This is a genomic window from Rothia sp. HMSC065G12, from assembly GCF_001811455.1.
GTDB classification, from domain to species: domain Bacteria; phylum Actinomycetota; class Actinomycetes; order Actinomycetales; family Micrococcaceae; genus Rothia; species Rothia dentocariosa.
Genome location: NZ_KV804819.1, coordinates 28,500 through 49,498, shown reverse-complemented (window position 1 = coordinate 49,498; position 20,999 = coordinate 28,500). Strand labels below are relative to the sequence as shown.

Genomic DNA, 20,999 nt, shown 5'->3' with positions numbered 1-20,999 from the left:
TGCCCGTTGGGAAATATTTCCCAACGGGCATATGTGTATTTTCACAGCTCAAGGATTTTACCCGATTCGCCGTACCCATAAATTCGCATCATGTTACGAAGAATGCGTGGCAAGCTCGCGTGAGCGCTCGTTTTGCTCCGTAGTCTGCGGAGGCGGTGCTGGCAGGAAAACCCACCGACGCTGTACCGCGAAACTGAGGGGAATCAAGGTCAGCTCGGTCAGGATCTTCGCCACGATGAGCATGACCCCGAGAGCGGTGAGAACCTCCATCAGCATTGACTAGCTGGTTGTTGAAGACCATCACCGAGGATCCGCCGCCGTCTAGGTTATAGGCACTCACGCATCCGAGTTCCTTGAACATATAGGCAAATTCGGGCATGGTAACTCCGCGCGAATAACCGTCGGAACGCCCATCGACCACGATAAATACGAGGTGGTTCTGACCGAGCACGCCCACGCCGGTACGCGGCTGGTTGCCTTGGATGGAGTGGTTGCCGAAGTTGGTATCGACCTCAACCTGGTCGATGCCGCTGACAACCTCTGAGTCCCGCACGAGTGCAGGCCCGAAGGAAAGCGTATTCCAGACACCTTCGTTGAGGAGCTGCTGCGCGTTCGTGCCGGTTTCGTCGTAGAGTTTGACGGAGCCGTCTTGGTAGAACACGAGTCCTTCACGCGCGCCAGAATCGCGGTATGCCACACCGTTGCGAATGACGATGCCGGTGTCACGGAACCCGTAGTAGTCGCCGTTAATCGCCCAGATGCCGTTGTGCTGCGCGGCGATATTGGAGGGCGTATCGATAATGTTTTGCCCGAATTTGTTGTTGGCAAAGGCTCCGCGCAGCAGGGTCATGGCGTTGAGTTTGATCTCGGCGGCAAAGGAAACGACCGCGTTGTTCCCGCTTCCTTCGGTGGATTTGGTAATGGTGATAGAGCCTTCACTGGCGCTCAAGCCGTCAGAGGTGACCTTAACGTTGGTGAGTTCGCTGGGACTTGAGGTACCGTCAGATGATGAATTATTATTCTTTGCTTGTTGTGATTTTTCATAGGCTACGGTGTCATCAATCTGCGTATGCTCGGCAAGATAACGATTATATGCCCAACCAGCACCAACACCTGCGACGGCAAGGGTGCCGAGGCCGCCTCCTAAGAGAACGCGCCTAGTTACTTTCTTTTTCTTGGGTTTCTGGGATGTTTCAGAAGTCTCTTCGACCTGTTCGGCTGGCAGTGTTGCAGTAGTATTTTCGTTCTTCATGATTCTAGAATGCGTGGCATTTCTCGTTTTAAAACATGAAGAAGCTATGTTTTAGCTATGTATGAGTATTCATTTCCGGGGGTTGTCTCACCATGCGCATATACTTCACACAGCTTGATGCTTTAGACGCAAGACCGTCTTCGTCCGATTTCTATTTCGCGAGTTATTGTGCATCGGGCGACTTAAATAACCACAAAATGCACAATAACTCGCAATAAACCTGCCGCCTCTGCGTGATACACGCTTACGCGCCGGTGAGGTTATCGAGGTGCCGCTTGGTGACGGAGTCGAAAAGATCAAGGCTCTGTGCGGAGCGTGCTATCAGCTGCGCGCCCTGCACCGTGCAAAATAAGGACTCCGCCTCTGCCTGCGCGTGCTCGGGATCGTACCCGGCGTGCTCAAAACGCTCGGCGAGCCAGCGAATATTCTTAGTCTGAAAATCTGCGGTATTAATCTCGGCAGGCTCACGGTTTTCAGCTTGGGCGCGCAGGGGCACGAACGTGGCATTGATATGCGTTCCCCGTTTCGCCGTCTTCTTGCTCACTTCAGCATCGTGAGCGGATGCGCTCTGCCCCAGGGATTCCAGCGCCAACATTGAGCAAAGGCAGAGTTTATAGCCCTGTTCCAGGTTCGCACGGTAGGGCCTCATATAGGCTTCGAGTTCTTCGCGGAGGCTGTGTGCCGCATCCACACCTTGGCGCAGCGTCTCAAAAAAGTCTGTGCTGTACTTTTCGAAGGCTGCACGCACGAGATCGGATTTCACAGGGAAATAGTAGTGAATGCTGGGTTTTTTGATGTTCATTTTGCGCGCTATATCTGCGTAGCTAAAAGCGTTGACGCCGTTCCTTTGGATATAGTCGGTGGCTATGCGCACAATATCATCTTTAGTTCCCATCATTCTCTCCTTATGTGATCGTTAAAATCCCCTCGACCGTTGGAGCGGGGGCTGCGATGCGATTCGCCTTGTCATCACTGCGGTAACCGAGGACAATTCCCGCGAGTGCGATTTCATTGGCGGGAATATCCAGGGGGGCACGGACCTTATTCGGGTATTGTACATTTCGTCGGTGACACTATCGTATCCACACCGCAGGATGCCCGCCAGCATCAGCAGATGCGCAAACAAACCAACATGAAAACCCGTAGACCGCCCAAGCACGCCCGCAAAGTATACAAAAAACCGGCCCAAGTCACCCTGTAGGGTGCTTAAGCCGGTTCGCGTATGAGCGTAACGCTAGGCTCTGCCGCTACACCTCATCATCATATTTGGCATATTTCTCCGCGTATGCCGAGTAATCATCCTCATCATCATAGCGACGAGAAGATGATTCGGAGGATTTAGTGTTCTTAGCGTTGAGCTCGCGCTCAAGTGCACTGTAGTCGGTCTCGGGGCTGAAGTACTTCATCTCCCGAGCCTGCCGTGTTGCCTTAGCCTTCTGACGGCCGCGCCCCATGGCGTGACCCCCTCTTTCCTCATGTCCGCAGCCACCACACCCAAGGCGCGCATAACCCACGGATCGCTCTCTAGTCTTTCCTATGTTCTAGGGTACCTTGTTTTACCCCTCAATGTCTTGTTGATTGACAGATTCATGCTCAGAAAATCTATCGAATCTTCAGTTTCTTCGCCTGAACTCCGGCGAATTATGCATAAGGTTTGGGCTCCACCTCGCGCATTATACGCTGATGTGGAGCCCAAACCTTTGTAGGAGCCTTCTATAAGAGCCGCGCGTAGCAACCCATCTCTACAAGCCCGAGACTCAAAGATTTTATCCCCAAGTCCCTGGGAACAACCCGCACTAGCTGGCTGTAAAGCTACCTAGCTCGGTCGCACCGGATGCCAACGACGCTGCGTTGGAGTCCACAGCCGATGTTGTAGTGTACACCGTGTAACTCTGACCCTTGACGATCGATGAGCTAGAGACGAGAACCAACTGCACATTCGACTTGGTGACTTTATAGTTAGCCACTACCTTACCAGATGAATCCGCTACTTGAACCGTGGATCCTTGCTCAAATCCGGAACTATTGGTCAGTTTCAGGTAGCCGCTCGTCGAGTTGGTGGAGGGAGCCTCGAACATATCTGCCGTGCTGCCGCTGAGAACCGTGGCACCGTTGAGGAGCAAGTCGCCGTTGGTATCCAGCGCAGCGTTACCGCCTTGGCTGGGGCCGTTCACTATCAGCGTTCCTCCAGAAAGAGTTGTGACACCGTTCGAATCAATGCCATCGCCCTCAGCATTGACGGTAATATTACCGCCGCTCACGTTGATTGCAGCATCAATAACCTCAAAGGTTCCGCCACCACCACCGGGCATACCACCCTGCGGGGGCTGACCCGTCCCCTGCTGGCCGGTACCTGTAGTTCCATTCTGAGACGTGCCGTCCTGCGAGGTTCCAGACATCGCAGGAGGTTGTCCTTGCGGAGGCTGACCCGTCCCCTGCTGTTGTTGATTGGAGGTTCCGTTCTGCTGCCCACCCGGCAGGCTGCCCTGCTGCTGATTGGCAGTATCAGAGGTGTTCGCGGATGAATCCGTGCTCTCAGAATCGCTTGTCTTCAGCGAGGCATTCATGCCGTCATCCGCACTCGTGACGTTTACATCGCCGCCAGAGATGTTGATGTACTGTGCCTCAATGCCTTCATCGGACTGTTCAACCGTCAGGGAGCCCCCGGAAATTTCGACGACCCGAGAGGCTTTGAAACCGTCATCGCCCGCATTCACGGTTACGGTACCGTTGCTCAGGCGGGTCCAGCCCTTCCCCTCGTCGGTATCGTTAGTGGATTTGATGCCGTCCTGCTGCGCGGTCACGTTAATAGTGCCGCCTAGGATATCCACATAATCCTTGCCCTTGATACCGGTGTTCGCCGCATTGACCTCAAGAGTGCCGCTGGCAATCACAAGGCCGTCATTCGTGTGAATGCCGTCTTCGTGGTTGCCGTTCACCTTCAGGGTGCCTTCACCCGCGATCGTCAGGTCGGCCTTGGAATAGACCACGGCATCCGGATCATCTTCCCCCGTTGCGGTGTAGTCTGCACCGTCGCTTATCGTATTGGTGGTGCCAGATGCGCTGTAAAGAATAACCTCGTCAGCGTTTACCACGTTCAGCGCGGCACCGCTGGAATTCGTGATGTTTGCGTTATCGAGAACGAGCCGAACCGCGTCGCTGTCAGCGGTTTCAACCTTGATCTGCCCCTGGTATTCGCCGGAGAGTTTGTACGTGCCAGCCTTCGTGATGGTCAGCGTTCCGTCTTCAACGGTAACGCCGTCCGTTGCGGTGGGGTTTGACAGGTCAATCGCGGTTTCGGAGGAAGTGTCCCAGCTGAGATCCTGCTCCGAATAGTGAGTATCGACGTCGAGTTTTTCGCCGCTTTTCACGTTGGTCGAGAATGACGAGCTGCTGGTGGCAGTGTCGGTGGCGGTCGCCGAGGATGTTGTCGCTGTCGTACCGACTGAGCTATCCGCCGCCGTGCCAGAGGCGAGGGCGTTGCTCGTAGTTGAGCATCCGGTGAGCGCAAGTGCTGCGAGCAAAGTTACCGAGGTTGCCGAAGTCAGTATTTTTTTATTCATGGGGAAAGAATCACTTTCTATCTACACTGTTTGAGCAGTTTGTGAGTATTTTCAGGGTTTACATCCGAATTCTACGGGGTAACGGGTACCAGCCGCATCAAATTCACGGGTTCCTGCAGGCTCCTGATGTATGTGTCGTGTGATAGAAATTGGATTTTCTGATGCATACTTGTGGCGTGCACCGCCACCCGCGCCGGAGTTTTGTGTGATGGTTTTATCCTGCGCAGGCTAAAGGTTGGAATAGGATTCTCTCCTCTCGTTATGTTTTATAGATCGGGGGTTGATGCCGTGAAAGTTCCACGTTCAACGGCACCAGGTGCAAGGGTGGTGGTCTTCGGATCCACCAGCGTGGGTGCTAGGTAAAGAGTATATTCTTGACCCTTCACGATAGAGGGATTCGAGAAAAATACTTGTTTAACACCCGGAGTAATCACCCGGTAGTTTGCAACGACTTGTCCGGCAGAATCTACTGCCTGAACAGATTGCTCTTGTGGGAAAGTATCGTTATCTGCAATTCGCAGATACCCATTTGTGGAGTCGTCGATCGGGCGCTTGAAAAGCTCTACACCACCGCCGCCAAATGAGATCCTGGCGTCGTTACTTACAGTAATGTCACCATTTGGATCAATAGGGTCATTGGCATCGTCTTGAGGACCGTTGATTAGCAACTCGCCTCCTGTGTAGAACTCGTGTCCGTTAGAGTCCATGCCGTCGGCACCCACGTTGAGGGTTACATTTCCACCGGTCATGTTGATCACGGTATCAATAACCTCTGTGGTATCGCGGGCACCACCCAAGGGTACGGGGCTGGCATCCGGCTGGTCGCTGTCTTCCTTCTGATCCTCATACTCTTGATCGTTAGGCAGCTGGTCCTTGAGCGAGGCATTCACGCCGTCGTTATTGCTGTTGATGAGCGTATTGCCGCCATGAATATTGACGTATTGCCCTTCAAGCCCTTCTTCAGACCCTTCGATGGTGAGCTTCCCGTCCAGAATCTCAAGGGTGCGCAACGCCTTGATGCCGTCGTCGCCAGCGCGGAGAACAGTGTCACCGCCAGCCACGCGCGCCCATCCAAGGCCTTGTTTTTCGGTGTTGGTGGCTTTAATCGCGTCTTTTGCGGCTTCAATACGCAGGGTTCCGCCCTGAATATCCACGTAGTCCTTGCCTTTAAGCCCGGTCTTCGAGGAATTAACGTTGAGGGCACCGCCGGCAACAACCAGTCCTTTGGTGGTGTGCACCGTCTCGTCAAATTTACCGGCGACGTTCAGCGTTCCATCGCCCGCAAGGGTTAGGTTAGCGGTTGAATAGATCGTAGAATCTGCCTCTTTTTTGCCCTGAACTGCGTATTCTGGGCCGTCACTGAGGTTATTGGTGCTGCCCCGAGACGTGTAGATGACGGCTTCGTCGGCAGAGGCAACGTTGATAGCAGATCCGGTCTCATTCGTGATATTAACGCCGTCAAGAATGAGCTGAACTTTATCTGTCTTAGGGGCTTGAACCTTCACTTGCCCCGTATAGTCGCCAGACATACGGTAGGTTCCCCCCTTCGTAATCGTAATCGTGCCGTTTTGTTCGCTGACCCCATCGGTTGCGGTGGGATCTGCCAGATTGAGCGGAAGAACAGCGTCCTGGTTCCAGGTCACGTCTTCTTGCGTAAAGTGAGTTTGCGCATTAATCTTTTCACCATTTTTGGTGTTCGAGGTGTATACGCCAGATTTAAGTTCCTTCCCCTGTTCCTGTGCGGTCACAGTGGCTTTGGAGTTATCAGGGTTCCCGCTAATCGCGCATCCGGCAAGTGCCAACGATGCTGCAAAGGTGCATGTAAGAACAGATGTAAACCGGTTTTTGAACATCTCGAACGGGGTTCCTTGTCTGTAGGGATTAAGTATCTCGGTAAAGATTGCCTCAACCATCCTACGCGAGAGGGTGGGGTTTCCAGAATGCCCTAACACGGTGAGCCTCTGGCAAACCCCACCCTATTCTTGTACCGCGTTCTAAGACGTTACCCGCTCAGGGTCTAGATCTAAGCGGCAGGTTCAAGCTGCATCCAACGTTGAATCGTGCGCTTCCATTTGTTCGCCGGTAGCTGAGGATTCAGCGCAGCCATACCCGTAGCAAACTTAGAAATTTTGACGGGTCGGATGCCCGCACGCCACAGATACTTATCGGCGACTGAAGGTGCGCTGCCGGATTTCGTTTCGATAATCACCGTACCGGGTGCAGTATATTCGGTACCGACCTGATACTTGGTTGGCCCTTCACCGCCGTCCGCGGTGTACATGAGCGCGTTTTCTGAAAGCGGAGTCCAGGTGAGCGAAGTATCAATCGTGAGGCGAGAATCCACCGGATTCTGCTCGGACTGGGGCAAATATACAGTCGTACGACGGTACCCGGTGCGGATAACCGGCTCCAGGTCATCGACAGACGCATCCGTCAGCTGCTCAAGCGCGGTAGCTACATATTCCTTGCCTTCTGCAGTGAGCATGTCACGGTTTTCGATAGAGTACGGAATACGTTCCTTGACCGTGAATTCACGAGCCCCTTCAGTCTTGACTTCCAAGAAACTCAGGTCAGAATCCAGATAGCTGCGAGTACGTACCTTGAACCGGTTACGGCTGCCGATGGCGGAAGCCTTATAGCTCACCAGGTCAGGGGTGTCGAAGTATACAGAGTCATAGGCGAATTCACGCTGACCGTCGATTTCTAGGACGGCCGCTTCGTCGGCGGGAAGTTCAGCTAGGATAGATGCCGCATAATCTGCGTCCACAATGTATTTGCGATCCACACGGGTCTGCATAGCGGCTTTTTCGTTGAGTTCATCGAGGCTGATGCTCTGCCAATAGGTTGGCACGATAGACATGGTACTTTCCTCTCGGTGCCCGCTTCGGTGAGAAGACGGAGTATTATCTACCGCAGGGGTGTGCGTAGATTCCAAAGTCTGTGCGGCGCCACCCTGAAACGGGGTGTACGGCTGAGGTACTTGGGGACTCATGGTAGGTCCTTTCAACGTGTGAGTTTTTAGGTGTAGTTTTAGGGGATATCCGCGAGATAAAGCCTAGGAAGCGTAGTATTCGTAGTTCGCGTTAAGGTGTTCTTGGAGTTGGGGAAGCTCTTTATAGGTGATAGTCACCTGTGTAGTGTCGTTGAGCAGGTCAAGCTCCAGGATCTTAGCGGAGACGACCTCGTACCCGAGACGTGATTCCAGATAGGCTTTTAGGGTTCCTTCGTCGCTGATAGCGCGATCCACCGTGACGGTTTGGGTGCGCGGCTGGTTTTTCGCTTCAAAGATCGGTGAATCCAGTAGTGCGATAATTCCGACCAGTACCACCATGAGGATGAAGGCGATATATGGCGGGGCAAGCCGCACGCCGGAGATTAGACCTAGGGCGAGAGATACGAAGTAGTACCCGACCTCACGCTGGCTTAGGGAGGTAGACCGCAGGCGGATAATGGAGAGAACGCCGAAGAGTCCTAGACCCATAGCGCCCGCGGTGCTTCCGGCATGTGCCAGGGCGACCGTTACGGTGAAAACACCGGCGTTGATAACCGCGTATGAAATCATGAGTTCACGGGTCTTATGACGAATCATGTACAGGGTGCAGAGTGTGCCAATTGCTACTAGGTCTGCCAGTCCCATCATCAAAATATCCATTGGACTCTCCGTTCCGTTTTGTGTGCCGTTATGTTCTTGTATTTCTAGGTTCGCGCCCGTTCCTGTGTTCTTCCTGTGTCTGTCTTAACTTGTAGTTATGTATTTCGTGCATATCTAAAAGTTCCCCGCGATTGCAGGGAATACGGCGAGGGAAACGCTGACCAAATACCCAAAAATATGGTGCTAAATCATAAAAATTCAGAATTTGCATATACAGGTCTTATGGCATATCTCTAAGGACTTTGAGAATGCGCAAAATTCACATTCTGACTTAGATAATGTCTCCTATGCAAATCCTGATTGGTACGCTTTTCGAGCGTTATTACTGCCGTGAGGGGTCTTGCTGCAGAGGGCGGTATCGGCAGCTTTTTCGTGGAAACTATCTTCCTAGATTTTGAGGTTTTAAACAGCGAAATCCCCCGCTCCTCAATCATGAGGAACGAGGGATTCTTGTAGCCTCCGGCAGCTTCTAGAGCCGCCCCGAGGACTTGATCATCTAATCTTTAGGCACGCTTGCGCTTACGCAGAGCAGCTACGGTTGCACCGCCCACGCCCAGAGCAACCATACCCAGACCTGCTACGGTCAGAGCACCGTTTGCACCGGTGTTAGCCAGCTTGCCATTGCTGTTAGAGGAAGCATTATTGGAGCCGCCATTGTTATCCGAGACGTAACCTGCGCCACCGTTACCGTTGGATGCGCTACCATGCTCGCCATTGCCTCCGTCACTTTCGCAAGCTACGCCATCATTGTCTCTGTCGAGGTGCTCGGCATATGCAGCGTCGCTGCGCTGGATGTCGTGCTTGCCTGCTGCACGAGCCTCATCGCAAGTAGCAAACTGGTGAGCACCGTTAGCTGCCTCAGCATTAGTAGCTGCGGCGGGGGTGTTCACATCTGCGCTCTGGTTAGCAGTCTCAGCCTTGTTAGAACCGTCAGAGTCGGATGCCTGCTTGGCAGTCTCGGCCTGGGTACCTTGCTCTTCGGTCTTATTCTGCACGTCGCCGGTGGCGCCCTGACCGCCCTTACCGCCTTCTTTCTTATCACCCTGGTCGGTATTATCATTACCACCGCCGGGCAGAGAGGAAGAACTCTGGTCGTTTGCCTGCTGGTTGTTGTCGCCTGTCGCAACGACCTTGACAATTGCAGCCGTACCGCCGCGTTTCACGTCGCCCTCTTTGAGCGAACCGGTGAGCACGTTGATCTCAACCTCATCGCCAACCTTGAGGTCATCACGCCATGCGATAGAGCCAGAAACGTTACCGTTTTCGTCTGCCTCAACCTTAGTCGGAGCACCGCCACCATTGACCTTAATGGCCAGAACAGAGCCAGATTTACCGTCTGTAGTCTTGAAACCGGAACCCTGGAAGTTCAGCGGCTGACCTTCTTTCCATTCGCTGGGGAAAGAGATAACAGCACCATCGCTGTAGGAATGACCTGCATTGGTCGGGGTAGATACGGACTGCGGGACCGACTGATCCGCAAAGGCTGCCGGAATGGTAGTAAAACCGCCTACCAATCCGCAGCTCAGAGCTGCAACGGCACCGAAAGTAGCAATTTTTTTAGTTCTCATGATTTATATGTTACTCCTTAATGACTATTTCTGGGTCAATATAACGTGGAATTTTAGAGTTTTAAAAATGAAAATAATAACGGTGAGAATTTTGATACTCGCACATTAGATTTCTACGCGTAACATTAAATATCATGTTTAACTTTGGAGTTTTGTAATGCTATGTGGACAGTTTCTTACACCCACCCCTAAGCTGCTATTGCAATGTTGTACCCTTCGGCGAACCCCTATCCCTCCATCATAAAGGGCTCTTTATTTGAATAAAGCATTGGAAATCCCTCTTCATTCAAATAAAGAGAGTCTTTTTATTAGATCCGAAGATTAGCAGATTAGATATCGAGGCGGTCCAGCATTTCTTCCAGCGCCTCCCCCACGCCCGTGCGCCACAAATAGGTGACGCGCGCATCCGCACGCCCGGGGCCACCATTCATAACCGCCACGGGTTTATCCGCGCGCAGGGCATCAAGCACAATCTTGTAGCTGCTCATAACCGCGACCGAGGAGCCCACCACCAGTACACCCGAAGAATCCGCGAGCATCTGCTGCTGGCGAGCCTTCCGGTCGGCGGGCACGGATTCACCAAAATAGACAACATCCGGTTTGAGTTTCATCGAGCCGCAAACCGTACACCCCACCATCTGGAAGCTGCGAATATAGTCGTTGTCGAGCTCAACATCGCCGTCAGGATTAACCTGCAATTCGGTACTTTCGAGACGTTCTAGATACCCCGGATTTGCTGCACCCAGGCGGATATCCAGGCTCTCACGCGACTCGCGCGTTCCGCAGTCCAGGCACAGAATTGAGGATAAATCGCCGTGCAGCGCCAGCACGTTCTTGCTTCCGGCACTCACGTGCAGGCCATCAACATTTTGGGTAATAAGGCCGTTCACCGCGCCCGCATGCTCAAGTTCGGCGAGCGCATAGTGAGCCCGGTTCGGGGATGCGCGGCGCATGCGCCTCCATCCGACGTAAGACCGAGCCCAGTAGCGTTGTCGGGCGGCATTGTCGTAACGGAATTCTTGGTAGGTCATGGGCCGGTGGTCCAGGAGCGATCCGGAGGGTCCGCGATAGTCGGGAATGCCAGATTCGGTGCTGACCCCGGCGCCGGTAAGCGCCAGAACGCCGCCGGTGCGGAGCATTTTTTCGATGCCCTCGGCGGCGTATAGAGGGTCGTGCGGGGTGATGGTTTCGGTGACGACTCGTTCAATGGAGCGAATGGCGGCGCGATGCGCGGAGGCGATGAGTGTGCTTTTCTCGCCCGCGTCTGCAAAGTTCTGCGTATCGGTCCATTTTTCCATGTGTCTAGTGTATGTCGGGGATGTTTCTCTCCCCCAGTTAGGGACGGGCAACCTACTTCCCTGTTCGGGTTCTCTTGATCACAAACTCCTATATACAAGACTAGTATTACTGATAGTATTATTAGCAACAGCAGTAGTGAAAGGAAGTATCATGGCAACCCCAACTATCGACGCTATGATCCTGGGGGCTCTGCATGAGCACCCGATGAGCGCCTACGAAATGAACAAAATGATGGACCAGCGCGGAGTGCGCGGTTGGGCGCGCATCAGCTCACCCTCCGTATACCGCAACCTGGTGCAGCTCTACAAGCAGGGATATGTGGAGAGCACCACCGTCAAAGACAGTGCTATGCCTGAGCGCACGGTCTACTCCATTACTCTCGAAGGCAAGGAACGTCTTCATGAGCTTCTCTACGATATTGCCTCCAGCCCGGCGCGCGTAGACTTCAACTTCGTCTCCGTCATCGCGAATATCCGCATGGTGGATGAGAAGATGGGGCACGAGCTGTTGCAGTCTATTGCCGATACCTACAGCGAGTGGGCAGATCGGCTTGATCAGGCTGCCACATCCATCGACGACCAGATAGAGGCGAAGGCAACCCTAGAGCTGTGCTCCGACACCTACCGACTCATTGCGGACTGGGCACGCAAATTCGAGAAGGATTTCTACCAGAATCGCAAGAAGTAAGGGCCGATTCCGCGCGCTAAAGAGTGAGTTCTGGGAGCATAAACTATGCTCCCGCCTCGGGCAAAGATAAAAACACAGCTCGGCACGAAACCTTATGAATTATGTTTCATCCATAGGTATGACGTGGTTTCCTCGGAGTAACTAGCCCTCCTTGAAAGTGTCTGTAGGGCGAGCAGTAGAATGATTTTTATGTCAAACACTATGAAAACAATTGCTATGCTACGTTCCCTACCAATTTCTGATCCAGAAGCGCTCATTGAGGCTGAAATGCCCATCCCTGTTCCGGGCGCCCAGGATCTCCTGGTTCGAGTGAAAGCTGTCTCTATCAACCCCGTGGATGTCAAGGTACGCACGGGTGCAGGAGTTCAGCAAGATCCTAAAATTCTTGGTTGGGATGCGGCAGGTATCGTCGAGTCTGTAGGGGAAAATGTGTCTGGTTTTGTCCCTGGCGATGAGGTTTATTATGCTGGTGATCTCACACGCCCAGGTTCAAACGCAGAATATCAGACGGTAGATTACCGTATTGTCGCTAAGAAACCTGCATCGCTGGGGTTCACGGAAGCGGCTGCCATTCCACTTACCGCAATCACTGCGTGGGAAACGCTCTTTGATCATATGGGTCTCACCAAAGATACTTCGGGTAATCTTTTGGTGATTGGAGGGGCAGGCGGAGTCGGTTCTATGGTGATCCAGCTTGCAAAAGCACGAACTTCTCTTCGCGTAATTGCATCAGCCTCACGCCGAGAATCCGTTGAATGGTGCAAGAAGCTGGGAGCGGATGACGTTGTGGATCACAGCAAAGATTTGGGACAGCAAGTTCAGGATCTTGGCGGCGCCGACTACGTTTTCTCTGCATACACTGAACATCGTGAAGAGGATATTGCCTCTGCCATGAATCCGCAGAGCCAATTAGTTTTTATTGACGATCCTCAGACTCTTAACATTGGCGCTTTTAAACCTAAGTCGATCTCTGTGACGCCAGAATTTATGTTCACTCGTTCCATGTTTGCAACAGAGGATATGGCGTATCAGTCTGATCTGCTGAGGCAAGTAGCTGACATGATCGACTCGGGACAGATTACGGGTACTCTCACCGAGATCTTAACAGGACTTAGTGTTGAGTCTTTCCGTGAGGGACATCAGAAAGTTGAAAGCTCCCATATGATCGGAAAACTCGTTATTTCTTATTCTTAAACTCCCGTCAACATGAGGAGGGGCTATCGTGCAGACGATAACCCCTCCTCATATATATTCTGCCGCCATGTCGTTGTATCGTACACGTCTTGTGCGTCAAGTACTTCTTGTTTATGAGCCTCAGACCATTGGCGAAGAACTTGTAAAGGCTCAATCATCTTGTTGTAAACGTCAGCGTTATTCTCACAGCATTTTGAAATATCTAGAAGCTTATGCAAACAGGCGTATCGGTCCTTAGCTCTGCAAGCACGAACTCCTCCGAGAGTGGAAAGTTGCAGCGGGAGCGTGGTTTACGCTCCCGCTGCAACTTAGCATTCTGTTTCGCGCTGTGATGATTTAGTCGTCACGCTTGGAGGTCACCGACAGACCGTCCATTGCAACATCCGGGTTCACATCCACCTCTACGGTGTCACCATCGTGGATAGCGCCAGAGAGGATGCCCTTCGCCAGACGGTCGCCGATCTCGCGCTGTACCAGGCGACGCAGCGGGCGGGCACCGAAGGCCGGATCGTACCCTGCCAAGCCCAGCCACTCCAGGGCGGCGGGGGTAACATCCAGGGTCAGGCGGCGGTCGGTCAGACGCTTGCCCATGCCCTGAATCTGCAGGTTCACAATCTGTCCCAGATGCTCGGAAGAGAGCGGCTCGAACATGATGATGTCGTCCAGACGGTTCAGGAACTCGGGACGGAACGCCTGGTGAACCACTTGCATCGCCTTCTCGGTGCGCTCCTCAAACGGCATCTCCTGATCGACCAGGTACTGGGAACCCAGGTTCGAGGTCAGAATCAGAATCACGTTGCGGAAGTCCACGGTGCGACCCTGACCATCGGTCAAACGACCGTCATCAAGCACCTGTAGCAGGATATCGAAGACCTCGGGGTGAGCCTTCTCAACCTCGTCCAGCAGCACCACGGAGTAGGGGCGACGGCGCACGGCCTCGGTCAGTTGACCGCCCTCTTCGTGACCCACATATCCGGGAGGCGCACCCACCAGGCGGGAAACGCTGTGCTTCTCGCCGTACTCACTCATGTCGATACGCACCAGAGCATGCTCGTCGTCAAACTGGAACTCCGCGAGAGCCTTCGCAAGCTCGGTCTTACCCACACCGGTCGGCCCCAGGAACAGGAAGGAACCAATCGGGCGGTTCGGATCGGAAATTCCGGCGCGGGCGCGGCGAACCGCATCCGCTACGGCAACCACGGCGGCTTCCTGACCGATCAGGCGTTCACCGATACGTTTCTCCATCTCCAGCAACTTCTCGGATTCGCCCTGAAGCATGCGCCCGGCGGGAATACCCGTCCAGGAAGAGATAACCTCGGCAATGTCGTCAGCCGTGACCTCTTCAGAGACCATAGCCTCGCCATGAGCCTCAGTTTCGGCGCGCTGAGCTTCCTCCAGTTCCTTCTCCTTGGCGGGAATTTCGCCGTAGAGCAGGCGGGATGCATCCGCCAGGTTACCCTCGCGCTGTGCCACCTCGGCACGTGAGCGCAGCTCGTCGATTTCGCTCTTGAGATCGCCCACGCGGTTCAGACCGGCCTTTTCGGCTTCCCAGCGGGCGTTGAGCGCATCCAGCTGTTCTTTCTTGTCAGCCATGTCTTTACGCAGCGCCGCCAGGCGTTCCTTCGACGCCGGGTCGGTCTCGTTCTTGAGGGCCAGTTCTTCCATAGTCAGACGGTCTACGGCGCGGCGCAACTGGTCGATTTCCTCGGGGGCCGAGTCGATCTCCATGCGCAGGCGCGATGCGGCCTCATCCACCAGGTCGATCGCCTTATCGGGCAGCTGACGTGAGGGAATGTACCTATTTGAAAGTGCTGCGGCGGCGACTAGGGCGGCATCCGAGATTTGCACCTTGTGATGCGCCTCGTAGCGTTCCTTGAGCCCACGCAGAATACCGATAGTGTCATCAACACTAGGCTCACCCACGTACACCTGCTGGAAACGACGTTCCAGAGCGGGATCTTTCTCAATATTCTCGCGGAACTCGTCGAGTGTAGTAGCGCCAATCATGCGCAGCTCGCCGCGTGCCAGCATGGGCTTGAGCATATTGCCCGCATCCATGGAACCTTCGGATGCGCCTGCACCAACCACGGTGTGCATCTCGTCGATAAAGGTGACGATCTGACCTTCGGATTTCTTGATTTCTTCGAGCACGGCCTTGAGGCGTTCCTCGAATTCGCCGCGGTATTTAGCGCCCGCAACCATGGATCCAAGGTCAAGGCTGATCAGGGTTTTACCTCGCAGGGATTCGGGAACGTCGCCGGAGACCATGCGCTGAGCCAACCCTTCGACCACAGCAGTTTTGCCGACGCCGGGTTCACCAATAAGCACGGGGTTATTCTTGGTGCGCCGTGAGAGTACCTGCACCACGCGGCGGATTTCGGAGTCTCGGCCGATCACGGGGTCGAGCTTGCCTTCGCGGGCGAGCGCGGTCAGGTCGGTTCCGTACTTTTCAAGGGCCTGGAAGGTGCCTTCGGGGTCCGGGGTATCCACGGTGCGGTCTCCTCGTACTTGGGGAATGGTCTCTTCGATAACTTTGGCAGTTGCGCCCAGGTTTTCAAGTGCGCGAGCGGTATCGCTATCGCCGCTTGCGATGCCCAGCAGCAGCATTTCGGTGGAGATGTAGGTGTCACCGAATTTCTGGGCGTGGGTCTGCGCGCTCTGAATAGCGGCGAGGGCGCTGCGGCTGAAGTTTGCGTTCTGCACCGATGCGCCAGATGCCTTCGGCAGCTTTTTAATCTCTGCGGATGCGGCTTCCGAGATGGCGTCGATATCGAGCCCTGCGGCCTTGAGAACCGCTACGGCAACGCCTTCTCGCTGATCCATCAGTGCTTTGAGGATGTGCGCAGGTTCGATGCTGGGGTTACCCGCTGTCTGCGCGTTCATATTAGCGGCGGAGAGCGCTTCTTGGCTCTTGGTTGTGAATTTTGCGTCCATAAATCTTATCCTTTCGTGTCTTGTGCGGGGCGCATCCTGCGCCTTCTTTTTACAGCTAACTTGAGTCTACTACACTCAATGTTTGGATGCAAGGGGTTAATGCAGGTTTTCCGGACCAAAATTCGGTACCAAAAAAGGCTCTTTATGTAAATAAAGCGGTGAAAAATACGCTTTATTTACATAAAGAGCCTTTTTTAGTGCGCGGGGGCGAGAATCAGATAGGCCTCAGTCCAAGAAGTCATACGGGCTTTGTTGTCGCGCCTGCTCCTCCAAAACCTCGTCGGTAACACCCTGCTGCATGCGCGCCGAGCGCCTATTAGCATTGAAAGCGACCACGGCGGCGGTAATAGCCATAGCAAAGGTCAAAATTCCGAAGGTATTCCCGAATCCTGCACCGTAGCCCACATAATCGGCACCCGCGAGCGCACCAATTCCTGACACCGGCACCCCGGCACGGTAGTCGGGAATGAACATCCCAAAGAGAAATGCGAGCACCCAGCAGGCCCATACGGACAATACGAATCCCCAGGATGCACCAACCCGCGCATACTCGCCGCTGGTAACGCGACGATGCGCATCGCGAAACATCCACCACGCGCCCAGGCACAGAATCACGGCTAGCGCGGGACCGAATGAGATAGCAAAAATGGGCACGAGATCACCAGCGGCACCAAAGAGGGCACGGCCGACGGTAATCCAAGCAGCAGAGACGAATGCCATGGGGTAGGCGGCGTAGAGGGTTGCAACCTGTATGAGGGCAGGTGTGCGTACAGCTAATGAGTTTACATGCGGGTGCGATCCGGAGTGCTCTGATTTTTCGTTCACTGTGCCATCTTAAACGGTTTGTGCCCCGGACTGGTACAGCACTCACCATGTCAGCGGGCTTTCCGCGGTAAATCCCACATAAACCTAAACTTTAACCAAAAACTTTATTGTTATACTGAGCACATTGGGGGCTTGCGGGTACTCATGCCCCCTAGCGGTAAATAATAGGAGCCTACATGAAAATACTGGTTTTAGGAGCAAGCGGTCGCACCGGAAGCATTTTCACCCGCAAAGCGCTAGAGGAGGGGCACATGGTTACCGCCTATGTGCGTAACCCCGATAAGACGGTGGAGCTTTTGGGGGAACACCAGAACCTCATGATTGTCCCCGGTGCCCTGAACGATTCTGAACGGCTCGCCACAATTTCTTCCGGACAGGATGTAATGGTTAGCATCCTGGGGCAGAAAGCTACGGTGCGAGAGTTTCTATCCACCACGTTCATGCAGGAGCGCCTGCCGCTCATTATGGATTCGGTAGTGGGTGCGGGTGTGAAGCACTGCGTTATTATGAGCGCCTACGGAGTGGGCGATACGCTGCGGAGCGCATCTTTTTTCATGCGTGTAGGGTGCAAGATCATGATGCGCAGCATTTTTACGGATCGCGCAAAGGCCGACGCAATGGTTGCTAAGTATCAGCCGTATATTTCGCGGGTGCATCCTGGTCTGCTGACAGATAAGCCTGGCAAGGGTGGGGTCAAGGTCTTTGATGTGGCGAGTGTTGCGCGAGTTCCGGGTATCCCAATGATTGCTCGTGAAGATGTTGCTGATGCTCTGCTCAGTATTGCGGGAAACCCACTGAACGCGGGGACAGATTTTTTGGTGACGATTGATGACGTTGTCCTACGGGCTACCTAGAAATGCCCGGTAGGCTTAATCTATGACGAATAATTCTTCTTTTCCCGCCGCAATTCTTTTCGACCATGACGGCACGCTTGTGGATACCGAGCCGGTGTGGGCTGCCGCGAAGGTTGCTCTGGTGGCCGAGTTCGGCGGCACCTGGACCGAGCAGGACACCCTGGACTGCCTGGGGCTTTCCATGAAATTTACGCTTGACCGCCTGCGCGAACGCGGGGTTGATCTGCCGGATGAGCAGATTAATGAGCGCCTGGTTGCCAAGGTTCGTGAGGCGCTGGCGCATCAGCAGGTGGAGTTTCTGCCCGGTATTGAGCGTTTCCTGAACCAAGTGCGCGATGCCCAGATTCCGGCGGCAATTGTTACAAACGCAACCACGTCGATCGCTCAGCGTACAGCCGATGCCGCCCCAGAGGGAACGTTCTCGGTCATTATTGGCAACGATGAGACGACGCATCCAAAGCCGGATCCGCAGCCATACCTTTTGGCTGCGCAGCGTTTGGGGGTTGCACCCAGCCGGTGTGTGACGCTTGAAGATTCGCCATCCGGGGTGCGCAGCGCAACGGCGGCGGGCATGAAGGTGATTGTAGTGCCGGGTGAGCTTGAGGTTCCTGCCGAGCTGGGGCATGCCCGCATGTTACATACCGAGTTAACGTTGGATGCGGTGCGCGCCTTAGGCGATTAGCCGCCCGATTTTCGCATTTCTCGCCGTATTCACGATGATGGTTCGCTGATTGCACAGGGTTGTGGCAGGGTGTGCTAAGCCTTATCTGGGCTATTTTTTAGCGTTGTCAGAACCGCATCCAAAGCCACCCTTATTATGAATTACTAAAAATAAACTTGACTCCGGGGCGTAAAAATGATTTACTAAGGATAATGCTTTTGCGGGGAAATAGCGGGTGAGAATCCCCCGCCATCTACCCCTTGAAGCAGCATCTACGCACTAAGAAGGAGTCTCACATGACATTCGCACAATACACTGCACCCGGTCTTACACTTGACGAAGGCAAAGAAATTTCCGAGGTTCTACAGGCTCGTCTGCACGACCTCAACGAACTGCATCTTTCCCTAAAGCACGCACACTGGAACGTAACCGGTCCCGACTTCATCGCCGTACACGAAATGATTGACCCGCAGGTCGACACCGTTCGCAACTTCGTGGACGACATCGCAGAACGTATGGCAACCCTGGGTGCAGCCCCCAACGGTCTCCCCGGTGCACTGGTCGCAGCACGCAACCACGAGGATTACCCCGTAGGCCGCGCTCGCGTGACCGAGCACCTGCATGCCCTCAACGACGTCTACACCCGCGTGATCGAAGACCATCGCAAGGCTATCGAGTTCGCCGGTAAAGTTGATCCCATTACCGAGGATCTGCTGATCGGTCAGACCGCTGAGCTTGAGAAGTTCCAGTGGTTCGTTCGCGCATTCCTAGAGAACAGCGCAGGCGAAATCAAGTAATCCGCACGCAGGATTTTAGAACGAAAGGTGCCGTCTCCCCTACGCGGGAGGCGGCACCTTTATTGTCCTAACTATCCCCTGTATTGATTTTCCTCAGGTTTTCTTAACAGCCGTTTCTCACGCTACTTGTAAATTCTTTTTCGCATGAAGAAACGTACCAATGAGGGTACTGGGAAAGATATTTTTCGATGCAGCGAACATAGAAGCACCGGCACCTTTTCCTAGATTTTCGAGTACGAACCCCCTATGCTGGTGAGTTGCACACCAATCTACCCGGGATATTTATGACATCGGCCGAATCGCATAAAACTCAGAGCGAGCATCTTCTCACCGCCCAGGCCGAGGGGGTTCGCACCGCATCCGAAGATTCTTCCCCGGCGGTCGGGCACGCACCGGCACGGCACCACCCCGTCACCCAGCCGAGTGAGGCACAAATCCGGCGGTGGCGGCGCTATCTCGCTGATGAAGAGTCGGAGGCACGCATCTACCGCTATCTGGCCCAGCGCGCCGAGGGCGAAGAGCGTGAGATTCTGATGCAGGTTGCCGAGGCTGAGAAACGCCATCAACAGCACTGGCGCGATATGCTCGGCGAACATGCTGGCAAGCCCTCACGCCCCTCACTGTCTTCGGCGATTTTGCAGTTCATGGCGAAGCATTTCGGGTCGGTCTTTATTCTGGCAATGGCGCAAATGGCCGAATCCCGCTCCCCCTACGCCGAAGACCCGGACGCCACCGAAGAAATGGCGGCTGACGAGGCTATTCACGAAGAAATCATTCGCGCCCTAGCCACCAGCGGACGTGAAAAGCTCTCGGGTAACTTCCGCGCGGCGGTGTTCGGCGCGAACGACGGGCTGGTCTCGAATCTGGCGCTGACGATCGGTATTACGGCCTCGGGCGCATCCAGCTCTATGGTGCTGCTTTCGGGGGTTGCCGGGCTGCTCTCGGGTGCGCTTTCTATGGCGGCGGGCGAGTTCGTTTCGGTGCGTTCCCAGCGTGAACTTTTGGATGCCTCCCAGCCGACCCAGGTGACCTTGCGCGTGGCGGGTGACCTTGATATTGATGCGAACGAGCTTGAGCTTATCTACCGGGCGCGCGGCATGGATGAGGAGGCGGCGCATCATCGCGCACTGGAACGTTTCGGGTACCTCGACTGTGATTGCGACCCGTCGCTGTCGCATCGTGCTGATGAAGAGGGCGAGGAAGAGAATGTAGCGCTGGGTACGGATATTGGTGCGGCGGCGGCATCGTTTAGCTTCTTCGCGTCCGGGGCGCTCGTGCCGATTCTGCCCTATATTTTCGGGCTTTCCGGCGTTTGGGCGATGGCGCTTTCGCTCCTGTTCGTCGCCATGGCGCTGGGCTTCACCGGCGGTATTGTGGGTCTGCTCTCGGGGTCTTCCCCGATGCGCCGCGGGCTGCGTCAAATCCTTATCGGACTGGGCGCGGCGGGCATCACCTACCTGCTGGGCCTAGCCTTCGGCACCACGCTGGGGTAGGTCTATTCCGCCCCATACTTTCTCTAAGCCATCGGCTTTGCCCCCTTGCAATACACGAAATGCCACGCCCATGAGCGTGACATCCGGAACTGGCGCATCCAAGCAGTCTTTCAGCTTTAGCTACTTGCATATCAGGTCATCGGCTATACAGCATTGCGCAAAGAGTAATCATAATGGAGAGACTGGTTCTTTGTTTTACACTCCCTCGCAAGCCCAATAG

The 20,999-nt window shown here is 54.4% G+C and carries 17 protein-coding genes; 6 read left to right on the top strand and 11 right to left on the bottom strand.

What is annotated here, in order from left to right; genetic code table 11:
- Positions 1-88: 88 nt before the first annotated feature.
- The 9 genes from HMPREF2804_RS09915 to HMPREF2804_RS09875 all read right to left on the bottom strand — a co-directional run bounded on the left by HMPREF2804_RS09915 (position 89) and on the right by HMPREF2804_RS09875 (position 11,333).
- On the bottom strand, positions 89-1,252 hold the full coding sequence (locus tag HMPREF2804_RS09915; protein ID WP_246824263.1) for a phosphodiester glycosidase family protein: 1,164 nt from the start codon (positions 1,250-1,252) through the stop codon (positions 89-91).
- 244 nt (positions 1,253-1,496) lie between these two features.
- Complete coding sequence (locus HMPREF2804_RS09910; RefSeq protein WP_246824261.1) at positions 1,497-2,147, bottom strand: TetR/AcrR family transcriptional regulator; 651 nt, start codon at positions 2,145-2,147, stop codon at positions 1,497-1,499.
- 352 nt (positions 2,148-2,499) lie between these two features.
- A complete protein-coding gene (locus tag HMPREF2804_RS09905; RefSeq protein ID WP_013397806.1) occupies positions 2,500-2,706 on the bottom strand; it encodes a DUF3073 domain-containing protein in 207 nt (68 codons plus the stop codon).
- A 342-nt stretch (positions 2,707-3,048) separates the two neighbouring features.
- Positions 3,049-4,815: a carbohydrate-binding domain-containing protein gene (locus tag HMPREF2804_RS09900; protein ID WP_070628193.1), complete on the bottom strand. Its 1,767-nt coding sequence runs from the start codon at positions 4,813-4,815 to the stop codon at positions 3,049-3,051.
- Positions 4,816-5,081: 266 nt separating this feature from the next.
- Positions 5,082-6,668, bottom strand: coding sequence for a carbohydrate-binding domain-containing protein (locus HMPREF2804_RS09895; protein ID WP_070535428.1), 1,587 nt, complete (start codon positions 6,666-6,668; stop codon positions 5,082-5,084).
- 170 nt (positions 6,669-6,838) lie between these two features.
- Positions 6,839-7,675 carry a polyphosphate polymerase domain-containing protein gene (locus HMPREF2804_RS09890; RefSeq protein WP_070554592.1) on the bottom strand — a complete coding sequence of 279 codons (837 nt, stop codon included), beginning with the start codon at positions 7,673-7,675 and terminating at the stop codon, positions 6,839-6,841.
- Between the two features lie 195 nt (positions 7,676-7,870).
- Positions 7,871-8,467 carry a DUF4956 domain-containing protein gene (locus HMPREF2804_RS09885; RefSeq protein WP_070628190.1) on the bottom strand — a complete coding sequence of 199 codons (597 nt, stop codon included), beginning with the start codon at positions 8,465-8,467 and terminating at the stop codon, positions 7,871-7,873.
- A 503-nt stretch (positions 8,468-8,970) separates the two neighbouring features.
- Positions 8,971-10,035: an excalibur calcium-binding domain-containing protein gene (locus tag HMPREF2804_RS09880; RefSeq protein WP_070628189.1), complete on the bottom strand. Its 1,065-nt coding sequence runs from the start codon at positions 10,033-10,035 to the stop codon at positions 8,971-8,973.
- Positions 10,036-10,364: 329 nt separating this feature from the next.
- On the bottom strand, positions 10,365-11,333 hold the full coding sequence (locus tag HMPREF2804_RS09875; protein WP_048752674.1) for a Sir2 family NAD-dependent protein deacetylase: 969 nt from the start codon (positions 11,331-11,333) through the stop codon (positions 10,365-10,367).
- A 151-nt stretch (positions 11,334-11,484) separates the two neighbouring features.
- On the opposite strand from HMPREF2804_RS09875, the gene HMPREF2804_RS09870 reads away from it, so the two are divergent.
- Positions 11,485-12,021: a PadR family transcriptional regulator gene (locus HMPREF2804_RS09870; RefSeq protein ID WP_070628187.1), complete on the top strand. Its 537-nt coding sequence runs from the start codon at positions 11,485-11,487 to the stop codon at positions 12,019-12,021.
- Positions 12,022-12,210: 189 nt separating this feature from the next.
- Positions 12,211-13,215: a zinc-binding alcohol dehydrogenase family protein gene (locus tag HMPREF2804_RS09865; RefSeq protein ID WP_246824260.1), complete on the top strand. Its 1,005-nt coding sequence runs from the start codon at positions 12,211-12,213 to the stop codon at positions 13,213-13,215.
- Positions 13,216-13,551: 336 nt separating this feature from the next.
- On the opposite strand, the gene clpB is transcribed toward HMPREF2804_RS09865, so the two are convergent.
- Together clpB and HMPREF2804_RS09855 are read right to left on the bottom strand one after the other, a co-directional pair.
- Positions 13,552-16,149: an ATP-dependent chaperone ClpB gene (gene clpB, locus HMPREF2804_RS09860; protein WP_013397814.1), complete on the bottom strand. Its 2,598-nt coding sequence runs from the start codon at positions 16,147-16,149 to the stop codon at positions 13,552-13,554.
- Between the two features lie 225 nt (positions 16,150-16,374).
- Positions 16,375-16,974: a hypothetical protein gene (locus HMPREF2804_RS09855; protein ID WP_070628185.1), complete on the bottom strand. Its 600-nt coding sequence runs from the start codon at positions 16,972-16,974 to the stop codon at positions 16,375-16,377.
- A 176-nt stretch (positions 16,975-17,150) separates the two neighbouring features.
- Here HMPREF2804_RS09855 and HMPREF2804_RS09850 point away from each other — a divergent pair, with 176 nt between their 5' ends.
- The 4 genes from HMPREF2804_RS09850 to HMPREF2804_RS09835 all read left to right on the top strand — a co-directional run bounded on the left by HMPREF2804_RS09850 (position 17,151) and on the right by HMPREF2804_RS09835 (position 20,779).
- The gene (locus HMPREF2804_RS09850; protein WP_070535412.1) at positions 17,151-17,828 is read left to right on the top strand and encodes an NAD(P)-dependent oxidoreductase; all 678 of its coding nucleotides are present in this window, start codon (positions 17,151-17,153) and stop codon (positions 17,826-17,828) included.
- 22 nt (positions 17,829-17,850) lie between these two features.
- Positions 17,851-18,510: an HAD family hydrolase gene (locus HMPREF2804_RS09845; RefSeq protein WP_070628182.1), complete on the top strand. Its 660-nt coding sequence runs from the start codon at positions 17,851-17,853 to the stop codon at positions 18,508-18,510.
- A gap of 275 nt (positions 18,511-18,785) precedes the next feature.
- Complete coding sequence (locus HMPREF2804_RS09840) at positions 18,786-19,286, top strand: Dps family protein (protein WP_048754123.1); 501 nt, start codon at positions 18,786-18,788, stop codon at positions 19,284-19,286.
- Between the two features lie 284 nt (positions 19,287-19,570).
- On the top strand, positions 19,571-20,779 hold the full coding sequence (locus HMPREF2804_RS09835; protein ID WP_070628180.1) for a VIT1/CCC1 transporter family protein: 1,209 nt from the start codon (positions 19,571-19,573) through the stop codon (positions 20,777-20,779).
- The last annotated feature ends 220 nt before the right edge of the window (positions 20,780-20,999 follow it).